This is a genomic window from Natrialba sp. SSL1 (genome assembly GCF_001861355.1).
GTDB lineage: Archaea > Halobacteriota > Halobacteria > Halobacteriales > Natrialbaceae > Natrialba.
The window spans coordinates 401,940-417,026 of sequence record NZ_MASN01000060.1; the positions used below are offsets into that span (position 1 = coordinate 401,940).

The 15,087-nt window shown below is 64.2% G+C and carries 14 protein-coding genes; 8 read left to right on the forward strand and 6 right to left on the reverse strand.

What is annotated here, in order from left to right; genetic code table 11:
* Positions 1-35: 35 nt before the first annotated feature.
* Positions 36-1,319, reverse strand: coding sequence for an MFS transporter (locus tag BBD46_RS20840; RefSeq protein WP_071403564.1), 1,284 nt, complete (start codon positions 1,317-1,319; stop codon positions 36-38).
* 140 nt (positions 1,320-1,459) lie between these two features.
* Between BBD46_RS20840 and BBD46_RS20845 the strand changes: the two genes are divergently transcribed.
* From BBD46_RS20845 to BBD46_RS22870, 3 genes are all read left to right on the forward strand, one after another.
* A complete protein-coding gene (locus BBD46_RS20845) occupies positions 1,460-2,062 on the forward strand; it encodes a hypothetical protein (protein WP_071403565.1) in 603 nt (200 codons plus the stop codon).
* Between the two features lie 73 nt (positions 2,063-2,135).
* On the forward strand, positions 2,136-3,077 hold the full coding sequence (locus BBD46_RS20850) for a metallophosphoesterase family protein (protein WP_071403566.1): 942 nt from the start codon (positions 2,136-2,138) through the stop codon (positions 3,075-3,077).
* A gap of 180 nt (positions 3,078-3,257) precedes the next feature.
* Positions 3,258-3,425, forward strand: a complete 168-nt coding sequence (locus BBD46_RS22870; protein WP_171908259.1) for a hypothetical protein — start codon at positions 3,258-3,260, stop codon at positions 3,423-3,425.
* 22 nt (positions 3,426-3,447) lie between these two features.
* Here the strand turns inward: BBD46_RS22870 and BBD46_RS20855 are convergent, their stop codons facing one another.
* The 3 genes from BBD46_RS20855 to BBD46_RS20865 all read right to left on the reverse strand — a co-directional run bounded on the left by BBD46_RS20855 (position 3,448) and on the right by BBD46_RS20865 (position 7,449).
* Entirely contained in the window at positions 3,448-4,179 is a 732-nt protein-coding gene (locus tag BBD46_RS20855; protein WP_071403567.1) for a Yip1 family protein, read from the reverse strand.
* Between the two features lie 130 nt (positions 4,180-4,309).
* Positions 4,310-4,540, reverse strand: coding sequence for a hypothetical protein (locus tag BBD46_RS20860; protein ID WP_071403568.1), 231 nt, complete (start codon positions 4,538-4,540; stop codon positions 4,310-4,312).
* 86 nt (positions 4,541-4,626) lie between these two features.
* Positions 4,627-7,449, reverse strand: coding sequence for a PAS domain S-box protein (locus BBD46_RS20865; RefSeq protein ID WP_071403569.1), 2,823 nt, complete (start codon positions 7,447-7,449; stop codon positions 4,627-4,629).
* Between the two features lie 184 nt (positions 7,450-7,633).
* Here BBD46_RS20865 and BBD46_RS20870 point away from each other — a divergent pair, with 184 nt between their 5' ends.
* Together BBD46_RS20870 and BBD46_RS20875 are read left to right on the forward strand one after the other, a co-directional pair.
* Positions 7,634-9,748, forward strand: a complete 2,115-nt coding sequence (locus BBD46_RS20870) for a MutS-related protein (protein WP_071403660.1) — start codon at positions 7,634-7,636, stop codon at positions 9,746-9,748.
* Positions 9,749-9,843: 95 nt separating this feature from the next.
* On the forward strand, positions 9,844-11,274 hold the full coding sequence (locus BBD46_RS20875) for an amidohydrolase family protein (protein ID WP_071403570.1): 1,431 nt from the start codon (positions 9,844-9,846) through the stop codon (positions 11,272-11,274).
* A 69-nt stretch (positions 11,275-11,343) separates the two neighbouring features.
* Here BBD46_RS20875 and BBD46_RS20880 read toward each other — a convergent pair whose 3' ends face one another.
* Both BBD46_RS20880 and BBD46_RS20885 read right to left on the reverse strand, forming a co-directional pair.
* On the reverse strand, positions 11,344-11,844 hold the full coding sequence (locus tag BBD46_RS20880) for a hypothetical protein (protein ID WP_071403571.1): 501 nt from the start codon (positions 11,842-11,844) through the stop codon (positions 11,344-11,346).
* Positions 11,837-12,517 (reverse strand): nucleotidyltransferase domain-containing protein, encoded by a 681-nt coding sequence (locus tag BBD46_RS20885; RefSeq protein WP_071403572.1) that lies wholly within the window; start codon positions 12,515-12,517, stop codon positions 11,837-11,839. Before BBD46_RS20885 ends, BBD46_RS20880 begins: the two co-directional genes overlap by 8 nt.
* Positions 12,518-12,831: 314 nt before the next feature.
* On the opposite strand from BBD46_RS20885, the gene BBD46_RS20890 reads away from it, so the two are divergent.
* The 3 genes from BBD46_RS20890 (at position 12,832) to BBD46_RS20900 (ending at position 15,047) form a co-directional block, all read left to right on the forward strand.
* Positions 12,832-13,962 carry an ORC1-type DNA replication protein gene (locus BBD46_RS20890; protein ID WP_071403573.1) on the forward strand — a complete coding sequence of 377 codons (1,131 nt, stop codon included), beginning with the start codon at positions 12,832-12,834 and terminating at the stop codon, positions 13,960-13,962.
* A 130-nt stretch (positions 13,963-14,092) separates the two neighbouring features.
* Positions 14,093-14,476: a DUF2267 domain-containing protein gene (locus BBD46_RS20895; RefSeq protein WP_071403574.1), complete on the forward strand. Its 384-nt coding sequence runs from the start codon at positions 14,093-14,095 to the stop codon at positions 14,474-14,476.
* A 154-nt stretch (positions 14,477-14,630) separates the two neighbouring features.
* Positions 14,631-15,047: a DUF2267 domain-containing protein gene (locus BBD46_RS20900; protein WP_071403575.1), complete on the forward strand. Its 417-nt coding sequence runs from the start codon at positions 14,631-14,633 to the stop codon at positions 15,045-15,047.
* Positions 15,048-15,087 lie beyond the last annotated feature (40 nt).

Genomic DNA, 15,087 nt, shown 5'->3' on the forward strand with positions numbered 1-15,087 from the left:
AATTCGCTCGTGGGAATCGCGTTCGGACGGTCGCGTCAGTCGTCGAGTGACTCGTTGATGCCACCGCGCAGTCGCGTTGCGGGGAGCAACATGCCGGTTTCCCGGTAGACGCCGCCGAGCAGGATTGCACCGGCGACCAGCGGCATGACCGCGCAGGCGGCGTACACCGGTGCGAAGCCGACGACTTCGACGATCGGGACCGAAATCAGCGGCCCGAGTCCGCCGCCGATGTCGCCGAGGACGTTGTTGGTCCCGGCGGCGCGTCCCATCTCGTCGTTCGGCGTGAGGTCGGCGAGCAGCGCCATGAGCGGGCCGCTCGTCCCACCTTGACCGGCGCCGATGAAGAGACACGCGAGGGTGAGTGTTTCGACCGAGTCGGCTCCAGCGAGGAGGATGAAGCCGACGAACGAGACGATCAGGAAGACGAGCAGCGTCGGGATACGCGAGTCCGTTCGGTCGCTCACGAAGCCGCCGAGGAACATGAAGACGGCCGCGGCGAGCACGGTGATGGCCATGAAGATACCCGACGAGCCCTGCGCGTTGAAGCCGAGCACGCCGATGCCGTGTTCGTCGAGGAAGAGGACGAGCGTCGCGAACAGCGCGCCGATGTAGGCGAACAGGACGGCGAAGTTGACCAATCCGACGGTGACAGTGGTCAGGCTCGTATCGATGTTCCACGGGGAGACGGTCTGTCGGTTCTCGCCCTCGACGTGGGTCTCCGGGACGGTCGCGTAGGCCATCGCGCTCGCGACCAGTGCGAACGCCGTGGCGACGATGAACGCGGCGTTGATGCCGGCGACTTCGCTGACGATGCCGCCGAGGACGAGCCCCGTCGGGAAGCCGAAGATGCTCCCGCCGCGGATGAGGCCCATACTGGTCCCTCGGGAACCGCCCTGGCTCACGTCGGCGGCGATGGTGTAGGCCGTCGCGAAGACGAGCGCGCTGCCGATTCCCCAGACGAGCCGTGCGAGAAGGAACCAGGCCTCGGGAAGCGGCGCGATCATCGCGATGACGTACCCGAACGTCCCGACGCTCTGGATGAGCAGGCCGGCGATGAACGGCGTTCGGGTGCCGATACGGTCGACGAGGCTGCCGGCGGGCGCGTTCGCAACGAGCCGCGAGAACCGGTTCGCACTCAGGATGAAGCCGACGAGAAACGGCGAAATTCCGAGGAGTTCACCGAGGTTTGGCAGAATCGGGAAGATAACGCCGCCGCCGAAACCGACGAAGAAGGTACTGGCGACGACGGAGCCGATAATCAAATATCGCCGTCTCGAACTGTATTCCGAAGAGCCGTTCGTAGTCGTCTTGTCGTCCACGCGTCCGTTCTCACTGACTTCTCGGTCAGTTCGACGTAATGGTCTGTCGGTTCCGGCAGGCCGGACCGAGCAGTTCCGACCAGCAGTCAAACGCGCGCCGGAGCGTTAAGGGGCCGCTCGTGGTACCACACCGAACCCCAATGTCCGTACTCGATCGGTTATCGTCGCTGTCGCCTCGCTCCTCGCGAGCGGCGGACGCGGCCGACGCAGCGGAGCAATCCGCCCAGTCCCCCTCACACGCCGACCGTTCGCGCGCAGCACACGTTCTCAACGCGTCAGTCCGCGGCTTGCAGGCTGGCTTCGTCGCGACGCTCATCATGACCGCGTTCCGACTGCCGATTCTGCGGTCGCTGCCACCCTCCGCGAACTTCTGGACGCAGTACGTCGCTCGCGACGACTCCGACCCGGGTGACCACCCGGTTGCGGGACTCGTCTTACATCTCCTCTACGGCGTCCAGGCCGGTGCCGTCTTCGGCGGCCTCTTCGCGCTCCAGGACGCCGAGCGCTCGATCGAACCCGAACAGCGCGGCATCGTCTGGGGGAGCGTCTTCGGCATGGCGCTCTCGGCCTTTGGCTCGCAGTTCATGCTGAAAGAGTTACTCGACATCCGTCTCGAGAACGACGAACTCGCGTTGTTCCACGCCAGTCACCTCGTCTACGGCATCGCACTCGGGGCCTGGGTCGGCTCGCGCACGGAAGGTGTCGAGGATCCAGAGCAGGAGTACGGCTACAACGACGAGTGAGCGGTTCTGCGCTGACACACCGTCCGGCTTCACGCCGGTGCCCGACCTGCCACCCTGAGACACCACTGATCAGATGACGCGTCCACACACCGGTCAACTGCTCGCTCGGTTCGCTCGACCCACCGCAGCCGAGCCGACGCGCATCGCCATCCTCTCGGATGTCCACCTCGCGACCGATGCGACCGGCACCTGGAAGGTCTTTCACCGCACCGAACGCCACCTCCGGGCCGCTGTGTCGGCGGTCAACGACCGCGCGTTCGACGGCGTCGTCGTCGCGGGCGACCTGACACGAAACGGAACGCCGCCCGAGTTTGACCTGTTCGACGACCTCGCGGACTTCGAGCCGCCCGCGGTCGCGGTTCCCGGCAACCACGACTTCCCGACGACGTTCGACGAACACGAGTCACTGCCCGTCCGGACGTTCGAGGACCGATACACGCCCGACGGACTACCGTTTCACGTCCAGTTCGGCGACCTCGACGTCTTCGGCCTCGACAGCCACGCCGCGACCCCTGGCTCGCCCGCCGAGACCTGGGACGGCCGCATCGATTCGGCACAACTGATGTGGCTCGACGAGGCCCTGTCCGCCGCGGACCCTGACACGTCCATCGTCGTCGTCCACCACAACCTGCCCGCGACGGGCGAACTGTACGAACGTTACCGTGCCGAACTCCCCGTCGAGGGCAGCGTCCCCGGCTTCACCAACCCCGACCCGCTGGTCAAACTGCTCGCCCAGCACGACGTCTCGCTCGTCGTCACCGGTCACCTCCACTTCCCCGCCGTCGAACGGGCCGACGGCGTCACCGAACTCACCGTTCCTGCCGTCTCCTCGTTCCCTCACGCGCTCGTCGCACTCGAGTCCGACCCGCGCGGGACGACAGCACGATTGGTGCCGTTGACCGACGGGGAAGGAATGGTCGAGTCGATTGCTCACGGCTGGGAGAAGGATCGAGTGCTGTTGTCGGCGGCGCAGTTGGCGACGCTGCCGCTGGTCGAGGACGATGTACTCGAGTAGTCGGGCTCTGCTTTATTGGATTTATTGAAACACTCATAACATGATAGGAGTTGGCTGCTGAATATAGAGGATGAGTGTAGCACGACAGCCCCAATTGTCTCACCATGGAATCGTTGAACCATATCCTCACTACACGTCCTTATTGTACACTCTTTTATTGTGTCAAACGTACGAATAGATATGCTCTGGACGATAATCATCGGATTTCTGATTGTCGTGATTGGAACGTATTTCGGCGCAAAGATGGCACTTCGGTCGTTCTTTGGTCGGGACTTCATAGACCCCGAGACGGGTGAATTCGCCCTACCTGAGTCAGTTTTTGACGATTCGGTGGAAGAAGATCGGTAAGTATCGGTTCTATCTTGTTCTGCTAGGCCAGACTGAGCAGCAACACGATCACGAGCGGGACACCGACTGCGACGCCGGCAGCCGCTCGCGACAGGTCGGCGTCTTGCTGGAGACCGCCGGTAAGCAGGACCCACTGCCAGATGGTGGTCGCGACGGTGGCGAGGACGAGCACCGGTTCGACGGACGCGAGCGCCACTTCGATCACGTCCGGCGCCTGTTCGAACTGGGTTATAGTCACGTCCGAGAGCGCAACTGTGATCGCGAGCAGACCGGCCGCCAGCCGGGCGAACTCCGGGACGGCTGCCCAGCCGGCCAGTGCGAACGTGCCGCCGAGCGAGGGCGATCCGTTCGCGAGTCTGCCGGCGGCGAACAGGACGAGGCCACCGACGACCCACATGAGGAACGGAAGGACGGCCGCGTAGCCGACGTAGTTAGTCGCCGCCTCGTAGAAGAGCGACCCGCCATCGCGTTCGATGGTTTCCGGTTCATCGCAGCTGCTCGTCTCGTGCATCTCGCCAGTTGGACTATCGCACACCCACTCCGGTGGCCGATCCGGGTTATCGACGGTGACCGTTCCCTCGATCGTCCCGCCGAGAACCGACGCGATGAAATAGACCGAGAGGACGAGCGCAATCGCGAACGTGACGACGATGCCAATAGCCACCGGGAGCGTTGTCGCCGGGTCGTGTTCCTCGAAGAATTTCGACGGGCTCCGGAGGAACAGGTGGAGGGAGTGCAGCAGGGACCGTTCCATACTGCCTGCCGTTTCACGGCAAACAGTTAGCTCTGTTGATCAGTTCACGGATTCGTCGGTGAGAACGAGGTCGCTTTCGGGTTGGCTACGAACCGGCCGATCGCTCAGGTGGACGCTTTTGCAGACGGACTCAGGCTGGCTGGGAACTCGAGTGCGCTGACTCCTCGCGCCGGATCAAACTCGCGAGTCCGTGTGCGACCAGCCCGATTACGGCCCACTTCCAGGCGAGCACTGCGACGGCGAGCAGCAAAATCGCGCGGGCGTTGTGTCCGCGGTCGAGTGCGCGTTTCATCTCCGCGAGAACGGAGACGACGGTGAACGACCGCGTCGCCTTCGATCCGAGGAATCGTTTGAGTACCATGCCCATCGTTGCGCCGCCCGCCGGATAACGACGGTCCCGGAGACCGCAAGCGCCAGTCGCCGCCCGTCGCGCTCTCACAGCCGGTCTCACTCCGCCGCTGGGATCGTAAACGAAACGGTCGTCCACTCGCCCGGTTCGCTCTCGAGCCACATCTCGCCGCCGTGGCGCTCGACGATCCGCTGACAGAGCGCTAGCCCGATGCCCGTTCCCGGATGCTCCTCGCGGGTGTGCACCCGTTCGAACACCTCGAACACTCGCTCCTGATCCGACGGCTCGATTCCGATCCCCTCGTCGTGCACCGAAATCACCCACTCACGGCGTCGATTGCGGACACGAGACTCGGCATCGACGTGTATCCGCGGCCGGTCGTCGCCGCTGTACTCGAGTGCGTTCTCGAGTAGGTTCTGGAAGACCTGTCGCAACTGGTTGGCGTCGCCCTGGACGCGAGGGAGGCCGTCCTCGGTCACCGTGAGTTCGGCGTTCGTCTCACCGATCTGTAGCTGGAGGTCTTCCCGGACGTTTGCGAAGACGTTCTCGAGGTCGACTGGCTCGAGGGGGTCACCGCGCGTTTCGACGCGGGAGTAGGCGAGCAGGCCGTCGATCATCCGGCGCATTCGATCCGCGCCGTCGATGGCGTACTCGATGAACTCCTCGCCATCCTCGTCGAACGCGTCGCCGTAGCGTCGCTCGATCAACTGGAGGTAGCTCGAGACCATCCGCAGCGGCTCCTGGAGGTCGTGGGAGGCCGCGTACGCGAACTGCTCGAGGCGGTGGTTCGATTCCTCGAGTCGAGCGATCGTCTCCTCGAGTTTGCGCTGATTTTCCTTGCGCTCGGTGATATCGTGGGCCATCGTCATGCCGGCGAAGACGGCCCCCTCGCTGTCGGTTACCGGAACCGCGTACAGCACCCATTCCCTGCCGTCGTGCCAGAGCTCGATCGATCGTTCTTCGCCCTCGAGTGCACTCCGAAGGACGGGCTCGAGCGTCTCGCGCGTGTCCGGACTCCAGACCTCCTCGAAGCTCGCCCCTTCGATTTCGGCGGGGTCTTCGGTGACTTTTTCGAAGCCCTGTCCCGCCGCGAGAGTGTACTCGAGATCGTGGTCGAACAGGGTGACGATGCCGTTCGGAAGGTACTCTGCAATGGTCCGGTACCGCTGCTTTGACTCCTCTAAGGCCTGTTCGCGCTGCTTTCGTTCGCTGACGTCCCGGAAGTAGACCGAGATTCCCGTTTCGGAGGGATAGAGGTTCGCCTCGACCCAGAAGCCGAGCCGAGGGTAGTAGAGTTCGTAGTCCGTTGGGACCTGTTCGTCTCGGGCCGTGTAGAACGCGTCTCGGACATCCTCTATTTCAGCGGCCGACGGGAAGACGTCCCAGAGAGACTCTCCGAGGAGGTCCGCTTCGGGGTAGCCGAGCAACTCTTCGGCGCGGTCGTTGACGAGCGTGAATCGGAACTCGTTGTCGAGCGCGTACAGCGCGTCGGACACGCGGTTGAAGACACGCTGCAGTTCGGTCTCGAGTTCCCGCTCACGATTCCGCCGGTCGGTCATATCGCGCGTTACCTTCAGGAATCCCTGATGCGTGCCGTCGTCGTCCCGGACGGGTGTGATCGTGACGTTCGCCCAGAACTGTGAGCCGTCCCGTCTGACGCGCCACCCCTCGTCCTCGACCGACCCCGTCTCGAGTGCAATCCCGAGATTCCGTTCGGGAACGTTCGCTTCCCGGTCCTCGTCGGTGTAGAACGTCGAGAAGTGCTCGCCGAGAATCTCCGCTCTGTCGTACCCCTTGATTTGGCGTGCGCCCTCGTTCCAGCTGACGACGTAGCCGTCCTCGTCGAGTCGGAAGATCGCGTACTCCTCGACGGTGTCGACGAGGGTGTTGAACGCTTCCTGGCTCTTCCTGAGCTTTCCTTCCGAACGCTTTCGGTCGGTAATGTCGTCGTAGAACTCGACACGACCGCCGGCGTAGGGACCGGTCTCGATCGGTTTGCTCTGGTACTCGAGCCAGCGCTCGCCGTGTTCGTCGACGAGTTTGAACTCGAGATAGTCGTCGACTGCTGTGTCATCGGTTGCGTGGCCGCCCGTGCGATCACCCTCGGTTTCGTGTGGGTTGTCGCCTACTTTAGCGCCGATTTCACCGTCGTTCTTGCTCCCGTTTTCGCTTTCACGAGACCTAACTCGACTGACGAACGAGGCGGGTTCGACGATCCGGTCAGCAAGCTGGTCTTCGATGACGGTGCGTTTTGACTGGCCGAGAACTGACTCGCGATCGAGATCGAGGAACGCTTCGGCGGTTTCGTCGAGCCACCTGATCGTCCGGGACTCGTCGAGGACGATTGCACCGATGTTGGCGCCGTTCAGAGCGCTTCTGATCGAGTCTGCCGAGGCGCGATCCGTGTTCGAAGCGGCCGATGCAGAGCCCCGTTCTTCATCCTGGCTCGTTTCCGGGTCGGCCGCAGACGCGTCACGGTAGTCACGGATGAAACAGAGTACGCTCTCCCCCTCGCCCTCGCTCTCAGCCTCGCCTTCGTCCTCGTGCGTCTCTCCTATCGGTGGGACTCGCGTAACCCGCACGGTACAGGATACGTCGTCCCCGTTGGCGGTTCGGATGTCGACTGTGGTTTCGACGACCGGGTCGTCCTCGGGAGTGGACCCGAGAACGTCGTCGATCGCCGCGATACCTGCATCGTCGAAAAGTGTCGAAATGTGGATGTTCGTAAGTTCCTCGCCTGGGTAGCCGGTAAGCGACCGAAAGCCGTCGTCGACGAGTTCGATACACCCCTGTTCGTCACACTGACAGAGTCCGCCGTCGACCATCCGCGCGAGAGAACGGTAGCGTTCCAACTCCCGTTGTTCATCCCCACCCTCGGCAGTTCCCCAGAGCGTCTCGGGCGCCCCCAATCGACGCGACATACACATCCGAAAGTCACCGAGGAGGATAAGCGCCGTGGCATCTCCTGCAGCGTGGCCCCTATTCCCGTTCTGAGGGCTGAAACTGCACAATTCGGCTGTCTGCCTATCATTGCTGGGTGATACCACACCGTCTCCGTCGGGCGGGAGCTTTTTCTCGCTCCGGTTGGATACGACCGTCGAGAACATGGACCTCGAGTCGATTCCGGGTGTCGGCGAGAAGACCGCCCGGGCGCTGTCGGATCTCGACGATCCCGAGCGAGCGCTTCGCGCGGGTGACGTTGCGACGATCGCGTCCGCCCCCGGTATCACGCAGGGGCGGGCCGCCCGGATCGCACGCGGTGCAATCCGGCGCGAACACGACGACCCCGGCGGCTTCCTCGCGACCGACCGCGCCAGAGAGATCTACCGCGAGGTCCTCTCGCTGCTCAAAGCACGGACGGTCACGGCTTACGCCGCCCAGCGCGTCGAGACGTTCTATCCGAGCCCACGGCGCTCGCGAATCGAAGAGGTCCAGACGTTCGCGCGCGAGGCAATCTCGCGCGAGACCGACCCCGCCATCCTCGAGGCACTCGAGGGCGTCGAACCGCTCCGAACGCCCGGCGACGTTCGCGTCCGCGAGCGCTGTCTCGCGACGACCGACGCCGAGCGCTACTCCGCGGCCCGCAAGGAAATCCCCGAACTCTCGGTCGAAGTCGTCGAGGATGCTCAGGGACTCGCCGAACTCGCTCGCGGTTACTCGACCGTCATCGCGCTCGACGAATCCTTCGCCGGCGTCACCGTCGAGGGCGACGTGCAGGTCAGGCCGGACGCACTCGAGTCCCCCGCCGAAATCGTCCCCGAGCGCCCGCTCGCGTTCTTCGCGCGAAACCGGGATCGCATCACCGCCGCAATCGGCGTTCATCGAACCGCTGGCCTCACAGACGAGGTCGAGTGTGATCTCGACGCACTCGAGGACGGCCTCTCGCGACTCGAACCGGACGGCACCGTCGCCGGTGACGACGAACTCGACCGGCTGACGGTCGCCGCGGATGACTTGGACACTGCAGTTGGGACCGCCGAAACCGTCGCGAACGACCACCTTCGGGACGCGATCCGCGAGGAGGACGTGACCATCGAGGGCTCGGACCTCCTCTCGCTGGTCGAACGCGGCGCTGGCGTCGACTCACTGCTCTCTCGGGAACTCGCAGACGAGTTCGCCGCGGCCGTTGCCGCCGCACGTGAGCACCTGATCGACTCACTCGACCTCGACGCGGGCGAGGCGGAACTCGCACGACGCATCTTCGGCGACGAACCGACGTTCCCGGTCGAGCGCGACGAGGACGCAACCGCTCGACTGCGTGAGGAACTCGTCGCAGCCAAGGAGCGCCGCGCGGGCAAACTCAAGCGCGAACTGGCGGCCGACCTCGCCGATCAGCGCGACGGCGCGCGGGAACTCGTTCGGGCTGCACTCGAGTTAGATGTCGAACTCGCGATCGCCCGCTTTGCCGAGGACTTTGGGTGTACGATGCCGGAGTTCGTCTGGGACGCTGACGACGGTGGTCGCGGTGACGGTGGCGGTGGTGGTGGGGGTAGCGGTGACGGTGGCGGTGATGGCACCACGAACGCCAACACCGGCTTCACTATCGAGGCCGGCCGCTCGCCCCTACTCGACGAGCCACTCGAGGCCATCGACCCGGTCGACTACGAAGTGTCGGGTGTCGCGCTCCTCTCGGGGGTCAACAGCGGCGGAAAGACCTCGCTGCTCGACCTCGCCGCGAGCGTCGTCGTCCTCGCGCACATGGGGCTTCCTGTCCCCACCGAGCGCGCGGAACTGCGTCGGTTCGACGACTTACACTACCATGCAAAGACCCAGGGCACCCTCGACGCAGGCGCGTTCGAGTCCACCGTCCGCGAGTTCGCCGACCTCGCCCAGGGCGGCGAAGGCTCGCTCGTGCTCGTCGACGAACTCGAGAGCATCACCGAGCCGGGCGCGTCGGCGAAGATCATCGCCGGGATTCTGGAAGCCTTGCACGAAAACGGCGCGACGGCGGTCTTCGTCTCCCACCTGGCGGACGAGATCCGCGAGATGGCCGGCTTCACGGTGACCGTCGACGGCATCGAAGCCGTCGGACTGGTCGAGGGGGAACTCGAGGTGAACCGCTCGCCGGTGAAGAACCACCTCGCGCGCTCGACGCCGGAGCTGATCGTCGAGAAGCTGGCGACCGAGGCTGGGACTGACGAGTCGGTGCGCGCGAACGGCGGCACTGAGACCGTGTCGGAGCCGCAGTTCTACGACCGGCTACTCGAGAAGTTTGACTGATTGGTCGGCGCATTCGCAGTTGTCCCATTGGCAGACCAGCGCTCGCGTTTGCCGCCTCGTGATCGTTTTTGCATCTCCTGTTCGTGGGCCGACGTATGACCAGAGACCTCGCGATTACGAACGCGCTCGCACTCACAATGCGTGACGGCCGGCTCGGAATCGTCGACGACGCGACAATCGCCGCCGAGGACGGCGACCTCACCTACGTCGGTCCCGCCGACGAGTTCGACGGCGACCCGGCGCGAACCATCGACGGCAGCGGTCGGGTCGTCCTTCCGGGACTGGTGAACGTCCACGCCCACACCGGCCTGACGCTGCTTCGCGGCGGCGCGCAGGACGTGCCCGAAATCGAGTGGATGAACCGCGCGCTCGGCCCGCTCTCGGAGGCGATGACGACCGATGACGAGGTCGCCGGCGCGCGACTCGGCGTTCTCGAGGCGCTGCGCTCGGGCGTGACCACCGTCGGCGAGTACGCAGCGGACGTTTCGGACCTCGTCGACGCGGTCTACGATCCGATGGGCGTCCGCGTCGTCGCCGCGGAGACGATCAACGCCGTCGACGACGCCGCAGCCGACCTCGGCCCGGACGAGCCGTACCCGCTCGACGCCGAGCAGGGCTGGGCGGGACTCGAGCGCAACGAGGACCTGTTCGACACCTACGCCGACCACGAGCGCGTCTCGTGTCTCTACGGACCACAGGCACTCGACATGGTGCCGCCCGAACTACTCGAGACGATCCGCGACCGCGCCGTCGAGCACGACCGGGGCATCCACATGCACGTCGCGCAGGGCGAGCGCGAGCACCGCCAGATTCAGGCCCGCTACGGCGCGGACGAGACGACCGTCAGCGTTCTCGACGACCTCGACATTGTCTCGGAGCGCTTGCTCGCCGCGCACCTCCACAACGCTACGCCCGCAGAACGCGAGCACCTCGCCGACGCCGGCGTACGGATGGCCGCGAACCCGAGTTCGATCGCGGCTATCGATGGCATCACCCCGCCGATCGCCGAGTACCGCGAGTACGGCGGCGTCGCCGGCATCGGAACGGATCAGGCCCCCGGTCCGGGCGGGCACGACTTCCTGCGAGAGTTGCGAACCACGGCGCTGCTCGCGAAGACCAAGCGAACCGATCCGACCGCCTTCCCCGCGTGGGAAGCGCTTCGCGTCGCGACCATCGAGGGCGCGAAGACGCTGGGGATCGACGACCGCGTCGGCTCACTCGCGGTCGGCAAACGCGCCGACCTCGTCGTGCTCGACCTCGACCACCCCTCGACCGCACCCGTCGTCTCCGAGCCGCTGCAGACGGTGGTCCCGAATCTAGTCTACGGCGCGAACGCCGGCCTCGTCGACACGGTCGTCGTCGACGGCGAGGTGGTACTCGAGAACGGTGCGGTCACGACGGTCGACGAAGGAGAGGTACTCGAGTCGGCGAACGAGCGCGCTGGGGCTGTGTTCGATCGTGCGGGTGATGCGTGGCGCGCGGCTGATTCCGAACTCGTGGCTCGAGTGGAGGATGGTTGGCTCTGAACGGTGATACCTGAGAATCGACAGCTGACGTTGGTGTCGGTACCGATATCGGCGTCGTGTGGGTTGGGATTATGAACCTGTCTCGGCGCACAGACACTCGTGGCCCTGCGACGAGCGACCGATGACGAAGGCATGGATCACAGTGGCGAGTGTATACATCGCCTGGGCCCGTTCTGCTGAGGCGAGTCCGTCCTGATAGTACGTTTTTGCCCGGTGGTCGCGCCAGAGGTCGGCGAGATCTGCAGCCATGGATTCAGCAACGATGCCGACTGCAGCCGCTTCTCGATACACACCCGGGTGTGTTCCGGGAAGATCGTTCGGCTCCATCGTTCCGCGCTCGAGGAGTCGGAACTCGACCGTTCGTTCGATTGCGACGAACGAAGCTTCGATAACGAGTGTGTAGTATCCCGCCTCACGCAGGGCGTCGGCACCGGCGAGCAGTCGGCACGCCTTCCGTAGCTGGAGGAGCGCTGCGTCCGTCACATCGAGCCCGGATTCGATCGCTGTCGGCCGCCGGTCGAACGCTGCCTGTGCGTCGGCGATGAACTGTTCGATTCGCGTACTACTCACCGCCAATCACCGCTTTCCGGAGCGATTGCAGTTGCTCACTGCCGTACACCGTGACGCCCTCCGTGAAAATCTCGCGGAGCTTCGGCCCTGCTCGACGTGCACTCGCTGTGGATTCGACGTACGGTTCGAAGTCGAACCGGTCCCCATTGAACCGTTGCTCCTGGAGGCCGGCAACAACGTCGGCGATCATGCGACGAGCCGTTGTCCGGTCGCCGTCGACCACGACGAACAGGTCGATGTCGCTCTGTCGGTCGGCCTCGCCTCGAGCGACGCTTCCAAACACGACGATGCCGACAACGTCGTCGATCTCATCGGCATCACCGGCTGCCTCACGGATGCGCGTCACGACAGTCCGAATCGGCGCGTGGAACTCCGATTGCTCGATCGCGAGTATCGGGTCGTCCTTCTGGAGCCGATCCGGATCAATCGAGACGTAGTTTCGCCGCGCTGTTTTTCGGACTCGAACGGCACCGATACTCTCGAGGAGATTGACGGCCCGCCAGACCGTCGACCGAGTGACGTCCGTTGCGTCGACGAGATCGGGGATCGCAAACTCCGTCTCGTGAGCATCGGCCAACAGCCGGAGGATATCGTCCGCCGCTCCGATACGAAACACGTCGGTCTCTGCATCCGGATACGCATCGATGCAGATTGTCACGTTTTGTTGCGCCATTTCAGACAGTGTCTGATTTTGTGCAACGGTAAATAAATAGATACTGTGCTTTCCTCGCAGCACGTGTGTACTGTGCCGACGTTGGCGTCTGAACAATTTCGGATTTGAGCCGGATCGCCGGCATTGGTAGCGGGGGCACGGTACTCGAGAGCCGCGACGATGCGTGGCGCGCGGCTGACTCCGAACTCGTGGGTCGAGAGCCGGACGGCTGGCTCTGAACACTGTGCGCGATTGGTGTGGATCACGGTTGTCGAACGGGTCAGAACCCGATAGACAGCAAACAACTAAGTAACTTGGACAGCGTGGTGAAAGTGATGGCAGACGACCCCGAGGAGGGGATGTTGTCGTGGGACGAGTCCGTGTTTCGGGACGAGCACGTCTTCGAAATCGACTACGTACCCGAGACGTTCCAGCACCGCGAGGGCCAGATGCGGAACCTGACGTACGCGCTGCGGCCAGCGGTGCGTGGTTCGCGCCCGCTCAACGTCGTGGTTCGTGGCCCCCCGGGAACTGGCAAAACGACCTCAATTCAGAAACTGTTCGACGAGGTCGGTGCACAAACCAGCGACGTGCGGACCATCCGCGTCAACTGTCAGGTCAACGCGACCCGCTACTCGGTGTTCTCGCGGCTGTTCGAGGGAACGTTCGACTACGAACCACCGTCGTCGGGGATCTCCTTCAAGAAGCTATTCAGCCAGATCGCGGAGAAACTCGTCGAGGACGACCGCGTCCTCGTCGTCGCCTTAGACGACGTCAACTACCTCTTCTACGAGAACGAGGCCTCCGACACCCTCTACTCGCTGCTTCGCGCCCACGAGGAACACCCCGGCGCAAAGATCGGCGTTGTCGTCGTCTCTTCCGATCCTTCCCTCGATGTCATCGACGAACTCGACTCCCGCGTCCAGAGCGTCTTCCGCCCCGAAGACGTCTACTTCCCGGTCTACGACCAGCCCGAAATCGTCGACATCCTCGACGAGCGCGTCCGCCGGGGCTTCCACGACGGCGTCATCGGCAGAGAGACACTCGAGTACGTTGCCGAACTCACGGCCGACAGCGGCGACCTTCGGGTGGGGATCGATCTCCTGCGACGGGCGGGGCTCAACGCGGAGATGCGTGCGAGTCGCAGCGTCGAGCGCCAGGACGTCGAGGAGTCATACGAGCAGTCGAAGTACATTAACCTCTCGCGGTCGCTGTCGGGGTTGACCGACACCGAGCAGACCTTACTGGAGGTTATTGCACACCACGACGGCGAGCAGGCGGGCGAAGTGTACGAGGCGTTCCGCGAACAGACGGACCTCGGCTACACCCGGTACTCGGAAATCGTCAACAAGCTCGACCAGCTCGGACTGATCGACGCCGAGTACGCGGAGGTCGACGGCCGCGGCCGCTCGCGCTCGCTGTCGTTATCCTACGAGAAGGACGCCGTGCTGGATCGACTCGAGTAGTCGAGTAATCGTGCGAGGTTTGGGTCTGGGCTGGGTTTTCGGTCGCTGTGTCTCTGTCAGGTTCCACCGCGCCTGACAGACCGGCATTCGCTGGCCCAATCCCCACGGGACGCTCGGGCGAACGTCCGCTATGACAGTTTCCGAAGGCGAGTTCTACGAATCGGTTACACAGCGCGCCGATCTCACCGACGAGGCCGACGCCAGGGACGCAACTCAGGCTGTGCTCTCTGCGCTCGGCGAGCGACTCGACGAACACCGCTCGCACCAGCTCGCGGACGACCTCCCCAAGGAGATCGCCGATCACCTCACCGACGGCGCCTCCGGCCGTCGGTTCTCGTCCGAGGAGTTCATCGAGCGAGTTACCGAGCGGACGGACCGAGCCGACATCGGCGAGCCAGAGTTGCTCTCGGAGGCTGTGATCGGGACGGTACTCGACTCCGTCGACGACGAGACATCGACCGAGCTTCGGGAGCGGTTGGGGGAACTCGAGTACGACGCGTTCGTTCCGGAGTGAGCGTGCGAGTTGGTAGGGGTTCGGGTACGGGTACGGGTCGGTGGGACTGGTACGAGTTGCTGCCAACTGGGACGAGTTAGGAGAGGACACGTACGACTCCATGCCAGCACGTGCCACCCCAACCGTGAGGCCGTCTGCTCCTGTGCTGACGGCTATGGACCAGGAAACGATCACCCAGACCGTGAGCGACCGCACCGACGTCGACGAAGACAGCGCCGCCGACGCGATCCGAGCCGTGCTGACGACGCTCGGTGAACGACTGAGCGAGGATCAGGCAACCGATCTGGCGGCACAGCTCCCGGAAGAGTTCGGACAGCACCTCACGGAGGGCGAGTCCGGACAGCGCTTCTCGGAGGAAGAATTCGTCTCCCGCGTCGGGCAGCGCATGGAGACGATCGAACTCACGGACGACCGTGCCGTCCCCGCCGTACTGGCGACGGTACTCGAGTCCGTCGACGAGCGCGAACGGGCGGCCGTCGTCGACCAGTTCGAACACTACGGCTTCGAGGAACTGCTCGCAGAGACGGACATGGATGTCGACGTGACGGATCGGTCGCCGCGAGAACGGTAGCTGGGCGGAACGGTCGCTTCCTGTTGTATTCGTGTGACGG